The sequence below is a fragment of the Microbacterium sp. MMO-35 genome (assembly GCF_037147555.1).
Classification (GTDB): domain Bacteria; phylum Actinomycetota; class Actinomycetes; order Actinomycetales; family Microbacteriaceae; genus Microbacterium.
In genome coordinates this window covers 217955-237202 of record NZ_JBBCVH010000004.1, presented here as the reverse complement: position 1 = coordinate 237202, position 19248 = coordinate 217955, and the positions used below count along the sequence as shown (strand labels likewise).

Genomic DNA, 19248 nt, shown 5'->3' with positions numbered 1-19248 from the left:
ACGTCGCAAGCGCGGAACGGGAAGGCGCCCGCTCATGCGTTCACACGAGCGCGACGTCGGGGTTGGGCTCGATCGGGCCGCTCGGCGGGCCCGCAGGCGCCGTCTCGAGCACGAGCACGGACGGCATGCCGGTCGATGCCGGTGCCGGGAGCTGGACGGTGTGGCGGTCCAGCGGGGTGAAGGGCAGCTCCGCGCCGTCGGCCAGGGCGCGCACGGAGCGGAGGGCGATGCCGGCGGGTAGCGCGATGGTGACCAGACCGGACACCGGGATGCGGACGACGATCGCATGCACGACGCCTGCCGGTCCTCGTTCCGGGGTCCCCGTCCCGAGGGGCGCCGTGTAGAAGCCCCATCCGGGGTAGGCCCACCCGTCCGCGGGGCCGCTGTCGTGGACGGCCGCCCCGTTCGCCGCCATCCACGCGCCGACCTCGTCGGCCAGGGCGACCTCGACGGGGGCGAGGGAGCCGTCGCCGCGCGGCCCGAAGTTCAGCAGCAGGTTCCCGCCGAGGCTCACGGTCTGCGCGAGCTGCTCCACGACCTGCGCCGGGGTCTTGCGTCCGTGCTCGGCCCAGGCGGAGTCGTGGAAGCCCCAGCTGGCCTGCGTGAGCGTGGCGCAGGCCTCCCAGTCGTGCGCGGTCACGGACAGGTCCCAGGGTGCGGGGAGGCGCCGCTCGTAGCCGCTCTCGTAGTCGCCCATGAGGACGCCGTTCGAGTCGAAGTGCCGCGCCCCGCGATCGTCGGCGCGCAGGCGGCTGTTCACGATCGCCCCCGGGATCCGCTCCTTGAGCAGCCGCTCGATCTCGTGCGTCCAGCCGCCGTTCGCCTTGACCGACTCGTCCCAGGTGCCGTCGAACCAGAAGCCGCGCACGTAGGGATACCTCTCTGCGAGCTCGAGAAGCTGATCGGTCGCGAAGCGGAGGTAGCGCTCGAAGGCCTCGCGGTCCTCGTCGGACTCGAGGGCGGAGTGCCAGTCGGGGTGATGCCAGTCCAGCACCGAGTAGTAGAGGTGCGTGGAGAGTCCCTCGGCGCGATAGGCGTCGAGGATCTCGCCGAGCACATCCCGACCGGAGGGCGTGGCGGCGACGGAGAAGTCGGTGTAGGCGCTCGGCCACAGGCAGAAGCCGTCGTGGTGCTTGGTCGTGACGGTCATGTAGCGCGCGCCCATCCGCTTCGCCGTGCGCGCCCACTCACCGGGATCGAACCCCTCGAGGGTGAAGTCCGCGGTGAGCGCCGCCCAATCCTCGCGGCTCACGTCGGCGGACTGCATGAGGAACTCGGAGGCGAACTCGATCGTGCGCCCCCGCCAGGTGCCGGCGGGGAGCGCGTAGAGGCCCCAGTGCACGAACTGACCGAGCCGATCAGCGCGGAAGGCCCGCATCGTCGGGTCCTCGCGGCGCCCGAGGCCGTCCGCGCCGTACTGCAGCGGGATCACCGCGCCTCCCCTCTCGGACCGGGGAGCCCGGGATGACCGTCCCAGGGGACGAAGGTCGCGAGGTCGAACTCCGCGCGGCGGCCCGAGGCCCAGTCGACGCGGACGTGCGTGCGGTCGACATGGACGCGGACCCGGTCGCGCCAGCCCTGCGGATCGACGGCGCCGCCCCGCTCCAGCACGTGAAGCGTCACGACGACGGTGTCGCCGGTGCCGGTCCGGCCCCGCAGCGCGGGGGTCGCGGAGTGCGGTCCCATCGCGTTCGCGTCGCGGTAGGCGAACACCTGAGCGCGCTCCGGAGCCTCTCCCCCGGCAGCACCCGGTTCGGAGGCGTCCCAGCCGTGCAGCCCGATGACCGCGGCGAGCAGACCGTCGCGGCCCTGGGCCCATGCCCCGTCCTCGAAGACGCCGGCCGGGAGTCCGCGGTCGTCCGCGACCATCCAGCCCCCCTCGCGCATCGGCCACGGCCGATCGGTCTGCACGAGATGCGCGCGCACCTCCGCCGTGCCGTCGCCCGCGGTCACCGTCGTCACAGCCGTCCCCGGCAGGGCGCGGCGGTGCAGCTGGGGCACGTGGACGGATCCGGCGAGCTCTCCCTCGACCCGCATGGCGCGCAGCGCACTGCGCCGGCTGCCGGCTCCCTCGTCGTCGAGGAGCGCGAGATGGGAGTCGATCGCGTCCTCCCAGGCCGCTCCCGTCCCCGGCGCCGTGTGCGTCGAGTAGGCGAACTTCGCGTAGTGCGGGTCGTCGCGGTCCTCGTCCTCGCCGACGGGCAGCGTGGCGTGGTCCGACCCGTGGTTCGCCATCCGCACGATGCCGTCCTCCGCGGCGCGGAGCACCCAGCCGACGGGCTCGACGGGCACGGTGAACGCGCCGCGATCGGCGGGCAGCGCCTCCTCCACCGCGGTCCAGACGGATGCGGTCGCGGGCTGCGCGAGCCCGAGGAACCCGATTCCCGCCAGGTACGGGGATCCGAAGCCGCTGTAGTCCTGGCACATCGGCTCGAACGCGTCGTACCACCCGAGGGTCAGCGGCGCGTCGACGCCGACCCCGTGGGCGGTGAAGCGCGCGAGCGCGCCGGAGGCGAGCCGCCGGGTCTGCCCGGGGGTGAGCGCGCTCGCCCCCGACGCGTCCGCGCACCAGAAGGCGGCGAGCGCGGCCGTGCGGTAGGTCAGCGACCGGCCCTGATGAAGGAGCGAGCCGTCGGCGGCGACCATGTGCGCCTGCGACGCGGTGAAGTCGTGCAGCCGCTCGAGGTGCCGCTGCCCCTCGGGCGTGTGCACGGCATCGGTCATGCGGTACCAGGCCCACAGGTAGGGATGGATCGCCCAGGCGTTGTAGTAGTCGACCGCGTGCTCGGGGCCGTCGGTGTACCAGCCGTCGCCGAGGTACCAGCTCTCCACCCGGGCCACGTTGCGGTGCGTCTGCAGACCGCGCACGTCTTCGCCGACCGAGCGCAGGAACCCCTCTGCCATCGCGGGGAACAGCTGCCAGTTGTTCTGCCACACCTCGCAGCGGGCGTGATGACGCAGCCACTCCGCGATCTGGAGCTGCTCAGGACGCGTGAGCCCCGCCCACAGCCGATCCCGGCTGACGTGCAGGGAGAACGCGATGTTCGCGGCCTCGACGATCGAGTTCGTGATCCCGGTCAGCGGCAGCCGGCAGCTGACGCCCCGGGGCCACTCCTCCGCACCGCCGGGCCTGGTGCCGGCGAGGAGCGCCCGGGAGTAGTACTCCAGGTGCTCCTGGACCGCGGGTTCCGCGGGGTCGGCGGCGCCGGCGATCCGCGGGGCGGCGAGCAGGAACGACCGGCCGACGGCCTCCATCCCCTCGCGGCGGACCCCGTCGCCCGTGATGCGTCCCGGCAGGCGCGGCAGGGCGCCCTCCGCACTGGCGTGCCGGCGCACCTGGCCCAGCCAGTCGTCCGCCACCGCCTCCCAGCGCGCCCTGCCCCAGCCCGTGAACGGGGAGAGGACCGGATCCATCGCGATCGTCGTCGAGATGTCTTCCCTCACGGTTCCCACTCCTCTGTCGTCCTCTCCCGCGTCCACGGATCCTCTGCGTCTCAGGCGCTCGGGGACGGGCTGGCCGTCGCGCCGCTCAGCGCCTTCTGGAACTCGGAGCGGATGGTGTCGCCGCCCGCGCTCTTCCACGTGGAGATCGCGCTCTTCACATCGTTCAGCGAACCACGCCCGGCGATGAAGTTGGTCACCGCGTCCGAGACGGGCTTCGCGATCGTGAGGCCCTGCTTCGCGTTCGTCGGGCTGAACAGGCCCAGGGTCGGATCCGCGACGCCGATCGGCACGAGCTTCGCATACGCGTCGTGGAGCACCTTGATGGCGTCCGGGAACTGCGGCGAGTACAGCGTGTTCGGGCCCGCCGCGAGGTACTTCCACGGCACGGCGGTGTTCAGGGCCGCCGCGGGAGTCGGGATCGGGTTGCCCTTGTCGTCGCGGGTGTAGTCGGTGCCCTCGGCGCCGTAATTCATGAGGAGATACTCCTCGCTGCCGAACGGCGCCGCGAGGAAGTTCGCGACCTGCAGCACCTGCCTGATGTGGTCGGCGCTGCCCTTCTTCACCATCGTCCAGGCGAAGTCGATGTTGTCGAGCCAGACCGTGGCCTTGCCGCCCGTGGCGCTGAACGGGATGAACGGGACGACCTTGTTCGCGGGGTTCGCCGCGGGCACGGTCTGCTGATAGCCGCCCGGCTTGCCGAACGCCGGCAGCCCGTCGTAGATCTGCGCGACCTGGCCGGAGATGAACGCGTTCGACATCTGCGACTTCGTCCAGCCCTCGCTGCCGGGGGCGAAGCAGCCGGCTGCGTAGAGCTTCTGCACGAAGGACACCATCTCCAGGTACTCCGGCGTCTCGATGTCCTTCACCAGCTTGCCGTTCTTCATCGTCCAGTTGAACGGGACGTGGAAGATGTGCTCGAACGGGACGAGCCCGAACTTCGTGCTGCCGAGCGCCCAGCGGTTGGCGCCGGTGAGCTGCTTCGCGAGGGAGAGGTAGTCGTCCGCGTTCTTGATGGCCGACGTGTCCGTGACGCCCGCGGCCTCGAAGAACGTCTGGTTGATGAAACCGGATCCGCCGGTCATTCCGCGCGGGATCGGGATGCCGTAGAGCTTTCCGTTCTGCACCGCCGGCTTCCAGAACGCCTGCGGGATGTTGGCGAGGTTCGGGTAGTCCTTGGACTTGTCGCCTGCGAGGAACGGAGTGAGGTCCTGACAGGCCGACTCCAGGAAGCCGATGATGTCGGCGATCGCGGCGCCGTCGTTGAGCATGAGATCGGGCATGTCGCCACCCGCGATCACGGTGTTGAGCTTGGTGTCGTAGTCGTCGCTCGACACCGCGGTGATGTCGACCGTCCCGCCGAGGCGCTTGTCGATCTCCTGCCAGGCCGGATTCGACGCCATCGGGGTCGGCGGCGGCCCGAAGATGTTCGTGATCGCGGTGATCTTCTGCCCCTTCAGGAACGGCGCCGGCACCGAGCGGAAGGGCTTCGCCGGGTAGTTGAAGAAGGCCGCGGGGACGCCCTCCGCGGTCCCGGCGAGGTCGGGCGTGGCGCCGTTCAGCGGGATGTACTTCGGCAGCACGGAGGCCGAGGCGGCGGACGCGTTCAATGCGCCCTTCGTGCCGCAGCCGGCGAGCGAGCCCGCGGTGGCGACGCCGAGGACGCTGAGGGCGGCGAAGGACAGGAAGGTCCGCCGGTTCGTTTCGAGAGCCACGAGGGGCTCCTTTCTGTACGGGGTGGATCGATCGGGTGGAGCGGGCCTCAGCCCTTGACGGCGCCGGTGAGGACGCCCTTGGTGAAGTACTTCTGCAGGAACGGGTAGACGAGCAGGATCGGGATGACGCTGATCACGACGACGGCCATCTGGATCGCCTGGGACGGCGCGGAGATCTCGCCGACCGAGGCGGTGTCGAGCGGGGATCCCAGAAGCACGTACTGGCGCAGGATCATCGACAGCGGCCACATGTCGCTGTCGAGGTAGAGCATCGCGTTGAAGAACGCGTTCCAGTAGGCGACCGCGTAGAACAGGCCGACGACCGCGAGGACGCCCTTCGACAGCGGTAGCACGATCCTCACGAGGATGCGGAAGTCGCCGGCGCCGTCGATCCTCGCCGCTTCGAAGAGCTCCTGCGGAAGCCCCATGAAGAACGAGCGGACGACGACGAGGTTGAACGCCGAGATCAGCGTCGGTAGCACGAGCGCCGCATAGCTGCCGAGCAGGCCGAGCTGCTTGACCATGAGGAAGCTCGGGATGATGCCCGGCGTGAAGAGCATCGTGAACAGCGCCGTCAGCAGGATGAACCGGCCGAAGGCGAGATCGCGGCGGGAGAGCCCGTAGGCCATGCCGACCGTCGCGGCGAGCGAGCACAGCGTGCCGATCACGGTGATGAGCATGCTGCGCACGAGCGCAGCGGTGACGATGCCGCCCGAGAAGATGGTCTCGTAGGCCGCGAACGTCGGGTGCAGCGGGAAGAGCACCAGGCCGTTGGCGTTCGCGATGTCGGTGCTGTCCGAGAGGCTCGTCGAGATCACCGTGAGGAACGGGTAGATGGTCGCGATGCAGATGAGCACGACGACGAGTGCTTTGCCCGCGGTCCCGAGGCGGCTGGGCTTCTCCATCCAGGCGGGCCGCGCGGACTCGGTCCTGCGCCGCCCGCGTCGCGTGCGGGGCATGACGACCGCCCTGGTCGTGAGCTGAGCGTCACTTGCCACGGGAGTACACCCCTTCCTGGCCGAACAGATGCGCGACCTTGTTGGCGCCGAGCACGAGCGCGAGGCCCACGACGCCCTTCACGAGACCGACGGCGGCCGCCGGGCCCCACTGCCCGTTCTGGATGCCGTGGTAGTAGACCCAGGTGTCGAGCACCTCGCCCGCGCCCGCGCCGACGTTGTCGCGCTGCAGGACGATCTGCTCGAAGCCGACGGAGAGGATGCTGCCCAGGTTCAGGATGAGCAGCAGGATGATGACCGGCATGATCCCGGGGATCGTGATCGTCTTCATGCGCTGCCAGGGACCCGCGCCGTCCACGGCGGCCGCCTCGTACAGCTCCTGGTCGATGTTCATGAGGGCGGCGAGGAAGATGATCGTGCCCCAGCCGGCGTCCTTCCAGGCGGACTGGATCGACACCAGGAACGGGAAGAACCAGGGCGTGGTCATCGCCTCGAACGGCTGCAGGCCCATCGCCTGCATGAGATGCGGCACGACCCCGGTCGCACCGAGCACCTGTCCGAAGATCGACACGATGATGACCCAGCCGAGGAAGTGCGGCAGGTAGACGACGCTCTGCACGAACTTGCGGATCCGGTTCGACATGATGCTGTTCAGCAGCAGCGCCAGCACGATCGGGATCGGGAAGAACAGCACGAGCTGGAGACCCGTGATCACCAGCGTGTTGCGCAGCGCCTGCCAGAACGTGGGATCCCCGAAGATCTTCACGAAGTTGTCGAATCCGACCCATGCGCTGTCGATGAAGCCGAGGTAGGGCTGGTAGTCCTCGAACGCGATGATGTTGCCCGGCAGCGGCAGCCAGTGGAACACAACGAAGTACAGGAATCCCGGGGCGATGAGCAGGAGCATCACCCGGTCGCGCTTGATCCGTTCCCAGAGGCTGCGCTTGCGGTGCGCCGGCACGCCGTCCGTCGCGGCGGTGCGGCGGCGGCCCTTCGACGCGGGACGTGCGGGGTGCGCGGGGCGCATGTCCGCGGCGCCTTCGCCCGGAGTCGTCGTGCTCTGCACGAGCGGCTCGCTGTAACTGCTCATCTTCGACCTCGACCTGCGACGGGAAACTTCATCGTTGTCCGCAAGAGCTAGAAAGCGCTTGCTGTGCTGCGAACGTACCCGACGGGATCCGGGCTGTCAACGATCACGCGAGATTTCGTTGAAACGTTGATTTTCAGAGCATCGGATCCCGCAAGTTCCACAACCCTGGTGGACGCACGGCATAGTATGCGCTTACTATCTGGATGCAGAAAGAAAGGATCGCCGTGGATCACACCGCCCCGTCCTCCCGTCCTTCCGCCGTGATCGTCATGGCGGAGCAGTCGTTCCGGGAGGTCTTCTCCGAGACCGCGCTCGCCCGGCTGACCGCGGTCGTCGAGCTCGTGGGACCCCTGCCGATCACCGACCTCGACTCCCCCGCGAGCAGGGACGCCCTGCGCGCCGCGCGGGTCATGCTGACAGGCTGGGGAGCCCCCCGCATCGACGCCGCCGTGCTCGACGCCGCCCCGCGCCTGGAGACCGTCGTACACACCGCCGGCACGGTCAAGACCTTCCTCGACGCGGAGGCGTTCCGCCGCGGCATCCGGGTGAGCACGGCCGCGGCGGCGAACGCCACGCCCGTCGCGGAGTTCACGCTCGCCGCCATCGTGTTCGGCCTCAAGCGCGCGAGCCGGTTCGCCCACCAGCTGCGCACCACGCGACGTCATCGCTCCGTGGACGGCATGCCGCAGGTCGGCGCGAACGGCGTCACGATCGGCATCCTCGGCGCCTCCCGGGTGGGACGCGAGGTGATCCGGCTCGTCTCGCGCCTCGACGCCCGCATCCTCGTCTGCGATCCGTACCTGTCCGCCGCGGATGCCGCGCGGCTCGGCGTCGAAGCCGTCCCGCTCGACGAACTGTGCCGGCGCAGCGACGTCCTCACCCTCCACGCCCCGAGCACGCCGGACACGCGGCACATCATCGGAGCGGCGGAGCTGGCGCTGCTGCACGACGGCGCCGTCGTGGTGAACACCGCCCGCGGCGCCCTCATCGACACCGAGGCGCTCACCGCCGAGCTCGTCCGCGGCCGTCTGGACGCCTACCTGGATGTGACGGATCCCGAGCCGCTGCCGGGGGGCTCCCCCCTCTATGCGCTGCCGAACGTCGTGCTCACGCCGCACATCGCGGGCGCGCTGGGCAACGAGATCCACCGGCTGGGCGACTCGGCCGTGCGCGAGGTCGAGCAGTACGTTGGTCGAGGGATCCTCGCGCACGAACTCCGTGCCGACGAGCTGGCGTACACCGCCTGACCGGTGGAACGCGCGATGAGACGGAGCGGACCTCGGGTCCACGAACGGAGGCTGGGATGAGGGCGCAGGAGGACCGCTCGGGAGCGGGCTCGGGGCACACCGTGACGATGTCCGACGTCGCCGAACGGGCCGGCGTCTCCTCGGCGACGGTCTCCCGGGTGCTCAACGGCAACTACCCCGTGGCGCAAGCCACGCGGGACGCGGTGAACAGGGCGATCGACGACCTCGGCTACACCGCGAACGCGCACGCGCGGGCGCTCGCCAGCTCGGCCACGCACAGCGTCGGCATCATCGTCAACGACCTCGTCGACCCGTTCTTCTCCTACATCGTGCGCGGCGTGGAGCAGGAGGCATCGACCACCGGCCGGCTGTGCATCGTGGCGGCATCGCAGGGCGACGTCGATCGTGAGATCGAGCTCATCGATCGCATGATCAGCCAGCGCACCGACGCGGTGATCGTGGTGGGCGGCGGCTACGACGATCCGCGCGCCCGTCGCCGCATGGCGGAGCGCGCCCGCACGCTCGCCGGCATCGGCTCCACCCTCGTGCTCTGCGGCCGCCCCTCGGTCGGAGAGCAGGCGCCGACGAAGATCGTGGGCTACGACAACGAGGGCGGCGCCTTCGCGGTCACCCAGCACCTCATCGCCCAGGGGCATCGCCGGATCCTCTATCTCGGCGGCCCGGTCGGCCTGTCCACGAGCGTCGCGCGGCTCGCCGGCTTCCGTCATGCGATGCAGTCCCACGGCTTCGAGGTGCCGCCGGAGCTCGTGCACCAGGGCGCCTTCGGACGCCGGTTCGGGCACGCGGCGATGAGCGAGATCCTGGACGGGCAGCCCGACTTCACGGCCGTGTTCGCTGCGAACGACCTCGTCGCCGCCGGCGCCCTCGACGCGATGACCGCGCGCGGGATCCGCGTGCCCGAGGACATGTCCCTCGTGGGCTACGACGACATCCCGCAGTCCAGCGAGCTCACGCCGAAGCTCACCACCGTGCACGTCCCGCTCGAGGACATGGGCCGGGAGAGCGTCCGCCTGGCCCTCAGCCGCACCGACGACGCGTTCGGACGCCACGCCGACGGCGAGATCATCGTCGGCACCCGCCTCATCGTGCGGGACTCGGTCGCCGCTCCTCGCGCGACGCCGTGGCGTCCGGAGCGCTGAGGAGCGCGACGCGTCGACAAGCGCCGGAAGACGAAGAAGGCCGCCCGGATGGGCGGCCTTCTCTCTTCGTGCCCCCGACAGGAATCGAACCTGCGACCTACGGTACCGGAAACCGGCGCTCTATCCGCTGAGCTACGGAGGCGTACCGGACGAGCCTAGCATCGGATCCGCCTCCTCTCCGACCGTGGGGGATCCCGGTAGTGTCGCGAGGAGCCGACCGATCGATGAGGACCCGGTGAGCGCTTCCGTTCCCCCCTTCCCCCTGGCCGCCCGCCGTCGCCGCGGAGCCCCGTGTCCCCCGCGGAACGCCGGTCTACACCGCTTGGGGATGGGTGACCGCCTGGACGACGGTGGCGGCGGTCGTCGCCTCGGCCCTCATGATGTGGCTGATGACCGGGCCGATGCTCGACTACGTGCGACGTATCGTCGAGCTGAGCACCCTGTCCGCCACGGGAACGAGCGTGCCACCCGGCGTGATCCTCTCGATCCTGTCCGATGTGATGCCGGGTCTCATGACGGCGTCGCTGGTCGGCACTCTCCTGAGCTGGGCCCTCTACGCGCTCGCCATCGTCGCCGGGTACCGTGACTACGTCGAACTCGGCCGTCTCGGCTATCCGAAGCGCTTCCACTGGGCGTGGAGCTTCCTCTCCCCGGTGTATCCGATCGGCCGCGCCGTCGTCGTGCGCCGGCAGGCGGGGGCGGGCTCGGCCACGATGTGGATCGCCCTCGCGGCGACCGCGGCGAGCCTCCTGGTCAGCTTCGGCTGGACGTTCTGGCTCATGTTCGCGATGTTCGACGTCATGCGCGCGGGACTGGGCACGATCGCCTGACCGCCGAGCGCCCTCCGTCCCGCCGCGCGCCGGTCAGACGAGCGCGAGGACCAGCAGCACCACCGCGATCAGGGGGAACAGCCCCTGGACGCTCGCGGCGCGGGCCTTGGACCGATCGGAGAGGATCAGCACGAGGGCGGCCGCGAGCATCGACCCCGTGGCGGCCAGCATCAGCACGATGCCGACGGTGGCGGAGCCGGCCGCGGCGAGCACGATGCCGATCACCGCGATGACGGCGAGGAACAGGTTGTAGAAGCCCTGGTTGAACGCCAGCGGCCGGGTGATCTCCGCGTCCTCGGCGGAGGTGCCGAAGACGCGCCGCGTGGAGGGATGCGTCCAGCGCACCGACTCCAGCACGAAGATGTAGACGTGGACCAGGGCGGCGAGCCCCGCGAAGACGGATCCGATCAGCAGGAACATGGTGCGATTGTCCCGCACCCGGCGCCTCAGGCCCGCGCGACGCGGCGGTACGCGAGGTCGCGGATGTCGCGTCCCTTCGCGATGCCCTTGCGCTCGAACGCGGTCATCACCCGCCCGTCGAAGCGCTCGGCCCACTCCCCCTCGAAGGCGCGCTCGAACTCGGGCGCCTCGTCGAGCACCTCGCGCATCTGCAGGGCGTAGTCCTCCCAGTCCGTCGCGAGGCGCAGCAGCCCGCCGTCGCGGAGCGCGGCGCCCGCGGTGGCGCCGAAGCCGGGGCGCACGAGGCGGCGCTTCGTGTGCCGCTTCTTGTGCCACGGGTCGGGGAAGAAGATCCACGCCTCGTCGGCCGCGCCCGCGGGAAGGTACGTCGCGAGCACCTCCGGGGCGTTGGCCTCGATCAGCCGGAGATTGCGCACACCGTCGCGATCCGCATCGAGCATCGTCCGGGCGAGGCCGGCGCGGAACACCTCGACCGCGAGGAAGTCCCGCTCCGGATGCGCTGCGGCGGCGGAGACGATCGCGTGCCCCTGCCCCGAGCCGATCTCCACGGTCAGCGGGGCCTCGCGTCCGTACGCGGCGGCCGGATCGAGCCGCGCCTCGGGGTGCACCGAGGTCCAGGCGACGTCGCGGGGCACGTCCAGCACGTAGAACTCCGCGAGCTCGGCGAAGGCCCGCTCCTGCGCCTCGGACATGCGGCCGCTGCGGCGCACGAAGGAGACGGGCTCGTCGCGGAAGGTACGGGGTTCGGGCATCCCTCCAGGATATCCGCCGTCCCTCGCGTTCCCGGCTCTCCCGGCGCCCCGGGCCGACCGGCCGCTCATCGTCCTGCCCCCGGGGCGGCGGCGATCGGTTCCGTCACGAAGTCGATGAGCTCCTCCACGCGGCCCAGCAGCGACGGCTCCAGGTCGCGGTAGCTCGACACACGGGACAGGATGCGCTTCCAGGCGTGCGCGATGTCGGCCTGCGAGTCCGCGGGCCAGCCGAACGCGCGGCAGATCCCGGTCTTCCAGTCGGTGCCGCGCGGGATCTGCGGCCACGCGCGGATGCCCATCGCCGCCGGCGTGACGCACTGCCACACGTCGATATAGGGGTGACCGACGATGCGCAGGTGCGCACCGTGCGGTCCGCGCAGGATCTGCTCCACGATCCGAGTCTCCTTCGAGCCCGGGACGAGGTGGTCCACGAGCACGCCGTACCGGCGATCGCGCCGCGGCGGAGCCTCGGCGAGGAGTTCCTCGAGCAGGTCGACGCCCTGCAGGTACTCGACGACCACGCCTTCGACCCGCAGGTCGTCGCCCCACACCTTCTCGACGAGCTCGGCGTCGTGCCGGCCCTCGACGAGGATCCGGCTCGGCAGAGCGGTGCGCGCGCGGGAGTCCGCGACGGCGAACGATCCCGAGGCGGTCCGCCGGGAGCCGCCGCCCGAGGCCTTGGACGGATGCACGAGCCGCACCGGCTCGCCGTCGATCATGAAACCTGCGCCGAGAGGGAAGAGCCGCCGACGGCCCTTGTAGTCCTCGAGCTCGACCTGTCCCGACTCGATGCGCGTCACCGCCCCGCAGAACCCGTCGACGGCGACCTCGACCACGAGATCGCGTTCGGCGGGGACGTCCACGGCGACTTTGGCGCCGCGCTCCCGCCATCCGGCTGCGAGCACATCGGATCCGTACCTGTCGTCCATCGGCTTCAGCCTACCGAGCGGACGCCCCGGCCCCGATGAGCTCCGGTCCGCGGCAGGGGAAACACAGGAAGACACGCCCTAGACTCGCTCCCAGGGGCTTTCCGGGCCCCGGGAGGAGCGAAGATGCGGGCGCGCTGGGCTGTCGTCGTGGGTGTGATCCTGGGTGTGCTGGGCCTGTCGCTCGCCGTCTCCCCCGCATCCGCCGCACCTCGTGCGCCGCTGACGACCTCCGTCCCCGCCACCGCTCCGGTGACCCTGGGCTCGGACTTCGTCACGGACCTCGTGGGCGCGCTCGGATCCTCGGAGACCGAGGAGCTGAACGGCCGGCTCGAAGAGCTGAGCCGCACGCAGAACATCCAGCTCTTCGTCGTCTTCGTCGACACGTTCACGACCCCCGCCAACAGCCAGGAGTGGACCAACCAGGTCGCGATCGACAACGGCCTCGGCCAGCAGCAGTACCTCCTGGCCGTCGCGACGCAGTCGCGGCAGTTCTATCTTTCCGCCGACAAGGCCGGCCCGGTCCCGCTGTCGCGCGTCGACCAGATCTCGCAGTCGCTCGTGAACGACCTGCGCACGAAAGACTGGGCGGGCGCCGTCCGCACCGCCGCAGACGGGTTCTCCGGATCCGGCTCCTCGGACATCGGCGGCATCCTGCTCATCGTCCTCTGCGTGCTCGCGGTGATCGGGGCGATCATCGTCCTGGTCGTGATGCGCCGCCGTGCGGCGGCCCGCGTCAGGCGGGCGACACCGACCCCGACGGGCGATCCCCTCGATGCCATCAGCGATGAGGAGCTGACCCGCCGGGCCGGTCTGGCCCTCGTGCACACCGACGACGCCATCACCTCGTCGACCGAGGACCTCGGCTTCGCGACGGCCCAGTTCGGCGAGACCGCCACGAGCTCGTTCACCGAGGTGGTGAACAAGGCGAAGGCCAAGCTCGACGAGGCGTTCTCGCTCAAGCAGAAGCTCGACGACGAGATCCCCGACACCGATCAGCAGCGCCGCGACTGGCTTCTCCAGATCATCCGGCTGTGCGAGAGCGCCGACACCGCGCTGGACGCGAACGTCACCGCCTTCGACGAGCTCCGCAAGCTGGAGCAGGACGCCGAGCAGGCCCTGACCCAGCTGAAGGCCCATCGAGAGGCCGCGGCCGCCGCCGTCGCCGCCGCCCCCGCGGCCCTCCAGACGCTGTCGGCGGTCTACGACCCCACCGCCCTGCAGACCGTCGCGGGCAACCCCGCCGAAGCCGCGAGCCGGCTCGAGCTCGCCGACGCGAACATCGCCTCCGCCGGCGACCTCATCGCCCAGGGGAAGCACGGCGAGGCGGCCTTCGCGATCCGCACCGGCGAGGAGGGCGTGCTGCAGGCCGCCCAGCTGGCCGGCGCCATCACGACGCTGCAGGCCGACCTCGCGGCGGCCGAGGCGCAGTCTCAGGCGCTCATCGCGAACCTGGAACAGGATCTCGCGGGCGCCGCGGCGCTGCCGGCCTCCCCCGAGCTGAACGCCGCGGTCGCCGCGACGCGCACCGCCCTCGACCAGGCCCGCACCGACGCGACCGGCACCGGCCGTCGTCCGCAGGCGGTGCTGGAGTCGCTCACGGCGGCGAACTCGCGCATCGACAGCACGGTGGACGCGATCCGCAACGCCCAGCAGCAGGCCGAGCGCGCGCAGCAGGTGCTGGAGCAGACGCTCACCCAGGCCCGCGCCGAGATCTCGACGGCGAACAGCTACATCACGACCCACCGAGGCGCGATCGGCCCCGACGCCCGTACCAGGGCCGCGCAGGCGTCCGCCGAGTACGACCAGGCCGAGGCCGCCCGCGTCGCGGATCCGAACGCGGCGCTGCAGCACGCGCAGCGCGCGATCGCGCTCGCCCGCGAGGCCACGCAGCTCGCCGCGGGCTCCATCGACTCGTGGGGCTCGGGCGGCGGCGGAGGCGGCTGGAGCGGCGGAAACCGCAGCGGCATGGGCGACGCGATCCTCGGCGGCATCATCGGCGGCATCCTGTCCGGCGGAGGCGGAGGCAGGAGCAGCGGAGGCTGGGGCGGTGGAGGCGGCGGCTGGCGCTCCAGCGGCGGAGGCGGCGGATTCCGTCCCTCCAGCTTCGGAGGCGGCAGCCGCGGCGGATCGGGCGGTCGCTTCTGACAGCCGGATCCTGATCCCTTACACGTGCACGACCCATCGACCGGACATCTGGAAAGGACATCCCATGACCAAGCAGTCCATCTTCGGCCGCATCTCCACCCTGGTGAAGGCCAACGTCAACGCGCTCATCGATTCCGCGGAGGACCCGCAGAAGATGATCGATCAGCTGGTTCGCGACTACACCAACAACGTCGCGGACGCCGAGTCGGCCATCGCCGAGACCATCGGAAACCTGCGCCTCCTCGAGCGCGACCACCAGGAGGACGTGCAGTCCGCCGCGGAGTGGGGCAACAAGGCCCTCGCCGCCAGCCGCAAGGCCGACGAGCTGCGCGGGGCCGGCAACACCGCCGACGCCGACAAGTTCGACAACCTCGCCAAGGTCGCACTGCAGCGTCAGATCAGCTCCGAGCAGGAGGCGCGGACGGCCGAGCCGCAGATCGCGGCCCAGACCGAGATCGTCGACAAGCTCAAGACCGGCCTGAACGGCATGAAGGACAAGCTCGGCGAGCTCAAGAACAAGCGCAGCGAGCTGCTCGCCCGCGCCAAGGTCGCCGAGGCGCAGACCAAGGTGCAGGACGCGGTCTCGTCGATCAACGTGCTCGACCCGACCAGCGAGCTGGGGCGTTTCGAGGACAAGGTGCGCCGTCAGGAGGCCCTCGCCCAGGGCAAGGCGGAGCTTGCGGCGTCGAGCCTGGACGCGCAGTTCGAGAGCCTCGAGGACATCGGCCAGCTGACCGAGGTCGAAGCCCGCCTGGCGGAGCTGAAGGCCGGATCCACGAAGCCCCAGGAAGCCCTCGAGGGCTGAGATGACCCGCTTCCTCGTCGTCCCGCAGTGGCAGGGCTCCCCTGCCCCGCGGGCGATGCTGCTCACCGAGGGGGCCGCCGCCATCGCCGGCGACCTCCCCAGCGCGCGGACCACCGTGCTGGAGGTCCCGCTCGAGGCCGGAGACGCGGAGGGCACCGGCGTGCACAGGCTCAGCAGCCTGCGGCGCACCCGGGAGCTCATCGAGGAAGCGATCACGGCGCATGCCGAGCCCACGCTCGTGGTGGGCGGTGACTGCGGAGTCAGCGTGGCCGCGGTCGCCGCCCTCCCGGGCGCCCTGCACGACGTCGCGATCGTCTGGTTCGACGCGCACCCGGATCTGCACACCCCGGAGTCGTCGGTCTCCGGCGCCTATGCGGGGATGGCCCTGCGCGCCCTGCTCGGCCACGACTCGTTCCCGCTCGAGGGGCCGCCGGGCCTCAGCGCCGAGCGCACGGTGCTCGTCGGCGCGCGTTCGGAGGACGACGCGGAGACCGAGTACCTCGGCTCGTCGGAGATCGTGCGCATCGACGGGCTCGACGACGTCGAAGCGCTCGCCGAGGCGGTCGCCGCGACCGGCGCCGCGCGGGTGTACGTGCACATCGACGTCGACGTGCTGGATCCGTCGGAGCTCGCCGGCGTCTCCTCCGCCGTGCCCTTCGGCCTGCGCACGGCCGACGTCGTCGGCGCGGTGAAGGCGCTGCGCGAGCGGCTGCCGCTCGCCGGAGCGACCATCGCAGGCTTCGCCCCGCGCTCCCCCGGCGATGCCGTGCAGGACCTGGGCGCCATCCTGCGCCTGATCGGCGCCCTCGCGTGACGGCGGGCGACGCCGCCCGCATCGCCGCGATCGAGGCCGAGGCCGCCGAGATCCTGGAGCGCGGACGTCGGCAGGACCTGCGCCTGCCGACGGTGCTGCTGCGCTCGCCGGTCAGCCGGATCGGCTACGCCTGGGGAATGGCCGTGGGCTGGATCTGGGGCGGCCTGTGGAGCACCGGTCCCGTGGAACGACGCGAGGGCCTGTGGATCTTCCGGGGCATGCCCGCGTGGACCTTCGCGCGGGGCGGCGTCTGCGTGGCGGGCTGCTACCTGACCGGCGACCACGTGCCGGACGACCGGGTGCTGCGGCACGAAGCCGTGCACAAGCGGCAATGGCTGCGCTACGGCTTCCTCATGCCGTTCCTGTACCTGTTCGCGGGGCGGGATCCGCTGCGCAACCGCTTCGAGATCGAAGCCGGCCTGGAGGACGGGCACTACCTGCCGCGCCGGTGACCCGCGCCCCGGACACGGACCGCGGAGCCTTCCGACGCGCGCCGGGACGGGTGGACTCAGAGCAGGCCGAAGCGCTCCGGAGCGGTGATGCGCTCGGGAGCCATGCCGAGGCGCTCGGTGAGGTGCTCGGCGATGTCGGCCGTGCCGAGGAAGCCGCCGAGCAGCGTGACCGTGGTGTGATCCTCGGCCCCGTCGCAGAGCATCTCGTCGGCCCAGGCGATCGCAGCGCGCGATGCCGCCGCCCCCGGGGTGCAGCGGCGTCCGGTCCCGGGCGCACCGCTGCGCGTCGCACGCGGCAGCCAGGTGACCGTCATCCGGGGCGGGACCGAGACCGCGGAGATCGAGGCGGCATCGGGCACCTCGATGAACACGCGGCCGGTCGCGCACAGCGGCAGGGTGGCCAGCACCGCCTCCAGCTCGGCGAAGGAGGCCTCGTCGGCGACGACGAGGTGCTGGGCCTTCGACGAGCGGCGCTGGGCGCGGCGTCCTGCGCGCGCTGTGGTGCGGATCGCGGTGGTCATGATGCCTCCAGGATACCACCGGATGAAGGGTTGCCTAACCTACCCCCGCACGGCCCGAGGGCCGCTCACCGTGATCATCCGACGAGCGCGGTCCCCAGCGCCTCGAGCTCCGCCCTCGTCAGGCCGGATGCCAGCAGGTAGTCGGCGGCGGATCCGTGCTCGGCGTCGATGGTCTCGAGCAGCTCGCGCATGACCGGCGCCGGAGACTGGGTCGCCACGGCGATGGCGTCGTGCGCGATCGGCAGGCGCTCCTCCAGCCACTTGGCGATCGCCCGATTGCGCGACTCCGGCAGCTGCGACGCGGTCAGCGCGTAGTCCTCCACGATCGCATCGCGATCGGCGCCGACCGCGGCGAGCGCGAGTGCGACGCTCACGCCGGTGCGGTCCTTGCCGAGCGTGCAGTGGACCAGCGTGGACTCCCCCTCGGAGAGGATCCGGACGACCTGCACGATGCGATCCGCGCCGCCGGTGACGATGTGGCGGTACAGCCCGGTCAGGCTCACGTCGCCGAGGAGGAAGGAGGCCACCGAACCCGAGAAGAGCGGCACGCGGTCGATCCGCAGTCCCGGCAGCGCACACGGCTCGGCGCCGACCTCGCTGTCGTCGCGGAGGTCGATGACCCGCGCGACCCGGGCGGCGAGGAACTCCTCCGCCTCCGCGCCGGCGTGCGCGAGGTTGCCGGAGCGGAACAGCACGCCCTCCCGGACGCGCGAGGAGCCGACGGGGATGCCTCCGACGTCGCGCAGGTTCGTGATCCCCGGCACCGTCAGGACCGTCATCCGCGCACCTCGGCTCCTTGCATCCGGATCATGGCTCCAGCCTAGGGTGTGCCCACCGGCGCCTGGGTCGCCCGCAGGACGCGTGCACGGTCGGGTGCGGAGTCCTCTCGGGATCGATATGTCCACTCATGGACGCCACTTCATTGGGAAAGAGCCAGCCCTGGACGGCAACAGTTGATCATATTGATCTCGCGAGTCGCGTCGGCAGCGCGACGGGAGCACAATGAAGGCGTGTCCTCCCTCGCATCAGAAGAGACCTCCGAGTTCTCCTTCCTCGCCGGTCAGGCCCGCGCCCTGGACGTCGAGGTGCCGCCCGTGCGTCGCGTGTCGCTGCCCCTCCCGGACGGCCGCACGCTGAGCGCGCTGCGCTACGGCGACGACCCCGTCGAGGTCACCCTACTGCACGGCGCGGGACTGAACGCGCACACCTGGGACACCACCGTGCTCGCGCTCGGCCGCCCTGCCCTCTCGATCGACCTCGCCGGGCACGGCGACTCCTCGTGGCGCGAGGACGCCGACTACACCGGGCGGACGCTCGCCGCCGATGTCATCGAGGCGCTGCGCATCTGGACCGACCGACCGCAGGTGCTGGTCGGTCAGTCGCTCGGCGGCCTCACGGCCGCGGCCGTCGCCGCACACGCCCCGGAGCTCGTGCGGGATCTCATCGTCATCGACATCACGCCGGGTGTCGATCAGAGCGTCGGTCCCGCCGCGCTCCGGGAGTTCTACCGTGTGGTCGACGGCGCCTCCCGCGACGAGCTCGTCGACCGCGCCCAGCAGTTCGGGTTCGGCGGCTCCCGGGACGACACCGCCCGCGGCGTGTTCCTCAACACGCGGGTGCGCCCCGACGGCCGCGTGGAGTGGAAGCACCACTTCGCGCACATCGCCGCGCAGCTGCTGACGGCGGCTCCCTCCGACGCCGCCTCGCCCGCCGCCACGACGGGCATCCTCGGCGAGCACGGCTGGTCGGATCTCGGGGCAGCCACCGCACCGATCGCTCTGGTGCGCGCTTCGCACGGCTTCGTCTCGGAGGATGCCGAGACCGAGTTCCGCACCCGGGTGCCCTCCGCGCAGGTACTGCACCTCGACGGCAGCCACAACCTGCAGGAGACCGCCCCCGCGGCTCTCGCCGACATCATCCGCACCGCCGTCGACGCCCGTCCCTGAACGGTTTGTGACGCCGCGTTCCGCA

18 protein-coding genes and 1 tRNA gene are annotated in these 19248 nt (G+C 71.1%); 8 read left to right on the top strand and 11 right to left on the bottom strand.

Annotation, left to right across the window (positions count from 1 at the left end):
* Nucleotides 1–40: 40 nt before the first annotated feature.
* The 5 genes from WFJ01_RS10770 to WFJ01_RS10750 are packed head-to-tail and all read right to left on the bottom strand — an operon-like array spanning nucleotide 41 to nucleotide 7202.
* Nucleotides 41–1432 (bottom strand): alpha-L-fucosidase, encoded by a 1392-nt coding sequence (locus WFJ01_RS10770; protein ID WP_336629005.1) that lies wholly within the window; start codon nucleotides 1430–1432, stop codon nucleotides 41–43.
* Nucleotides 1429–3444 carry a DUF2264 domain-containing protein gene (locus WFJ01_RS10765; protein ID WP_336629004.1) on the bottom strand — a complete coding sequence of 672 codons (2016 nt, stop codon included), beginning with the start codon at nucleotides 3442–3444 and terminating at the stop codon, nucleotides 1429–1431. Before WFJ01_RS10765 ends, WFJ01_RS10770 begins: the two co-directional genes overlap by 4 nt.
* Nucleotides 3445–3494: 50 nt before the next feature.
* On the bottom strand, nucleotides 3495–5156 hold the full coding sequence (locus WFJ01_RS10760) for an extracellular solute-binding protein (RefSeq protein WP_251444766.1): 1662 nt from the start codon (nucleotides 5154–5156) through the stop codon (nucleotides 3495–3497).
* Nucleotides 5157–5203: 47 nt separating this feature from the next.
* A complete protein-coding gene (locus tag WFJ01_RS10755) occupies nucleotides 5204–6154 on the bottom strand; it encodes a carbohydrate ABC transporter permease (protein ID WP_336629003.1) in 951 nt (316 codons plus the stop codon).
* Complete coding sequence (locus WFJ01_RS10750; protein WP_292881093.1) at nucleotides 6144–7202, bottom strand: ABC transporter permease; 1059 nt, start codon at nucleotides 7200–7202, stop codon at nucleotides 6144–6146. Before WFJ01_RS10750 ends, WFJ01_RS10755 begins: the two co-directional genes overlap by 11 nt.
* Nucleotides 7203–7426: 224 nt before the next feature.
* Between WFJ01_RS10750 and WFJ01_RS10745 the strand changes: the two genes are divergently transcribed.
* The gene (locus tag WFJ01_RS10745; RefSeq protein ID WP_336629002.1) at nucleotides 7427–8449 is read left to right on the top strand and encodes a hydroxyacid dehydrogenase; all 1023 of its coding nucleotides are present in this window, start codon (nucleotides 7427–7429) and stop codon (nucleotides 8447–8449) included.
* Between the two features lie 56 nt (nucleotides 8450–8505).
* Nucleotides 8506–9609 carry a LacI family DNA-binding transcriptional regulator gene (locus WFJ01_RS10740; protein ID WP_292881099.1) on the top strand — a complete coding sequence of 368 codons (1104 nt, stop codon included), beginning with the start codon at nucleotides 8506–8508 and terminating at the stop codon, nucleotides 9607–9609.
* 69 nt (nucleotides 9610–9678) lie between these two features.
* Here the strand turns inward: WFJ01_RS10740 and WFJ01_RS10735 are convergent.
* Nucleotides 9679–9751 (bottom strand) — tRNA-Arg (locus WFJ01_RS10735).
* 190 nt (nucleotides 9752–9941) lie between these two features.
* Here WFJ01_RS10735 and WFJ01_RS10730 point away from each other — a divergent pair.
* Nucleotides 9942–10439 (top strand): hypothetical protein, encoded by a 498-nt coding sequence (locus WFJ01_RS10730; RefSeq protein WP_336629001.1) that lies wholly within the window; start codon nucleotides 9942–9944, stop codon nucleotides 10437–10439.
* 33 nt (nucleotides 10440–10472) lie between these two features.
* Here the strand turns inward: WFJ01_RS10730 and WFJ01_RS10725 are convergent, their stop codons facing one another.
* From WFJ01_RS10725 to WFJ01_RS10715, 3 genes are all read right to left on the bottom strand, one after another.
* On the bottom strand, nucleotides 10473–10859 hold the full coding sequence (locus tag WFJ01_RS10725) for a DUF1304 domain-containing protein (RefSeq protein WP_292881105.1): 387 nt from the start codon (nucleotides 10857–10859) through the stop codon (nucleotides 10473–10475).
* 26 nt (nucleotides 10860–10885) lie between these two features.
* Nucleotides 10886–11611, bottom strand: coding sequence for a tRNA (guanosine(46)-N7)-methyltransferase TrmB (trmB, locus tag WFJ01_RS10720; RefSeq protein WP_251444787.1), 726 nt, complete (start codon nucleotides 11609–11611; stop codon nucleotides 10886–10888).
* A gap of 65 nt (nucleotides 11612–11676) precedes the next feature.
* Nucleotides 11677–12540, bottom strand: coding sequence for a DUF3097 domain-containing protein (locus WFJ01_RS10715; RefSeq protein ID WP_251444791.1), 864 nt, complete (start codon nucleotides 12538–12540; stop codon nucleotides 11677–11679).
* A gap of 123 nt (nucleotides 12541–12663) precedes the next feature.
* Between WFJ01_RS10715 and WFJ01_RS10710 the strand changes: the two genes are divergently transcribed.
* The 4 genes from WFJ01_RS10710 to WFJ01_RS10695 all read left to right on the top strand — a co-directional run bounded on the left by WFJ01_RS10710 (nucleotide 12664) and on the right by WFJ01_RS10695 (nucleotide 16756).
* On the top strand, nucleotides 12664–14685 hold the full coding sequence (locus WFJ01_RS10710; RefSeq protein WP_336629000.1) for a TPM domain-containing protein: 2022 nt from the start codon (nucleotides 12664–12666) through the stop codon (nucleotides 14683–14685).
* 64 nt (nucleotides 14686–14749) lie between these two features.
* Nucleotides 14750–15490 (top strand): PspA/IM30 family protein, encoded by a 741-nt coding sequence (locus WFJ01_RS10705; RefSeq protein WP_251444796.1) that lies wholly within the window; start codon nucleotides 14750–14752, stop codon nucleotides 15488–15490.
* Nucleotide 15491: 1 nt separating this feature from the next.
* A complete protein-coding gene (locus WFJ01_RS10700) occupies nucleotides 15492–16304 on the top strand; it encodes an arginase family protein (protein ID WP_292881116.1) in 813 nt (270 codons plus the stop codon).
* Complete coding sequence (locus tag WFJ01_RS10695) at nucleotides 16301–16756, top strand: Fe-S oxidoreductase (RefSeq protein ID WP_251444802.1); 456 nt, start codon at nucleotides 16301–16303, stop codon at nucleotides 16754–16756. The genes WFJ01_RS10700 and WFJ01_RS10695 overlap by 4 nt, the downstream gene beginning before the upstream one ends.
* Before the next feature lie 56 nt (nucleotides 16757–16812).
* On the opposite strand, the gene WFJ01_RS10690 is transcribed toward WFJ01_RS10695, so the two are convergent.
* Both WFJ01_RS10690 and WFJ01_RS10685 read right to left on the bottom strand, forming a co-directional pair.
* Nucleotides 16813–17277: an SIP domain-containing protein gene (locus tag WFJ01_RS10690; protein ID WP_251444804.1), complete on the bottom strand. Its 465-nt coding sequence runs from the start codon at nucleotides 17275–17277 to the stop codon at nucleotides 16813–16815.
* 74 nt (nucleotides 17278–17351) lie between these two features.
* The gene (locus WFJ01_RS10685; protein WP_251444807.1) at nucleotides 17352–18056 is read right to left on the bottom strand and encodes a tyrosine-protein phosphatase; all 705 of its coding nucleotides are present in this window, start codon (nucleotides 18054–18056) and stop codon (nucleotides 17352–17354) included.
* 231 nt (nucleotides 18057–18287) lie between these two features.
* Here WFJ01_RS10685 and WFJ01_RS10680 point away from each other — a divergent pair, with 231 nt between their 5' ends.
* Nucleotides 18288–19223 (top strand): alpha/beta fold hydrolase, encoded by a 936-nt coding sequence (locus tag WFJ01_RS10680; RefSeq protein WP_336628999.1) that lies wholly within the window; start codon nucleotides 18288–18290, stop codon nucleotides 19221–19223.
* The last annotated feature ends 25 nt before the right edge of the window (nucleotides 19224–19248 follow it).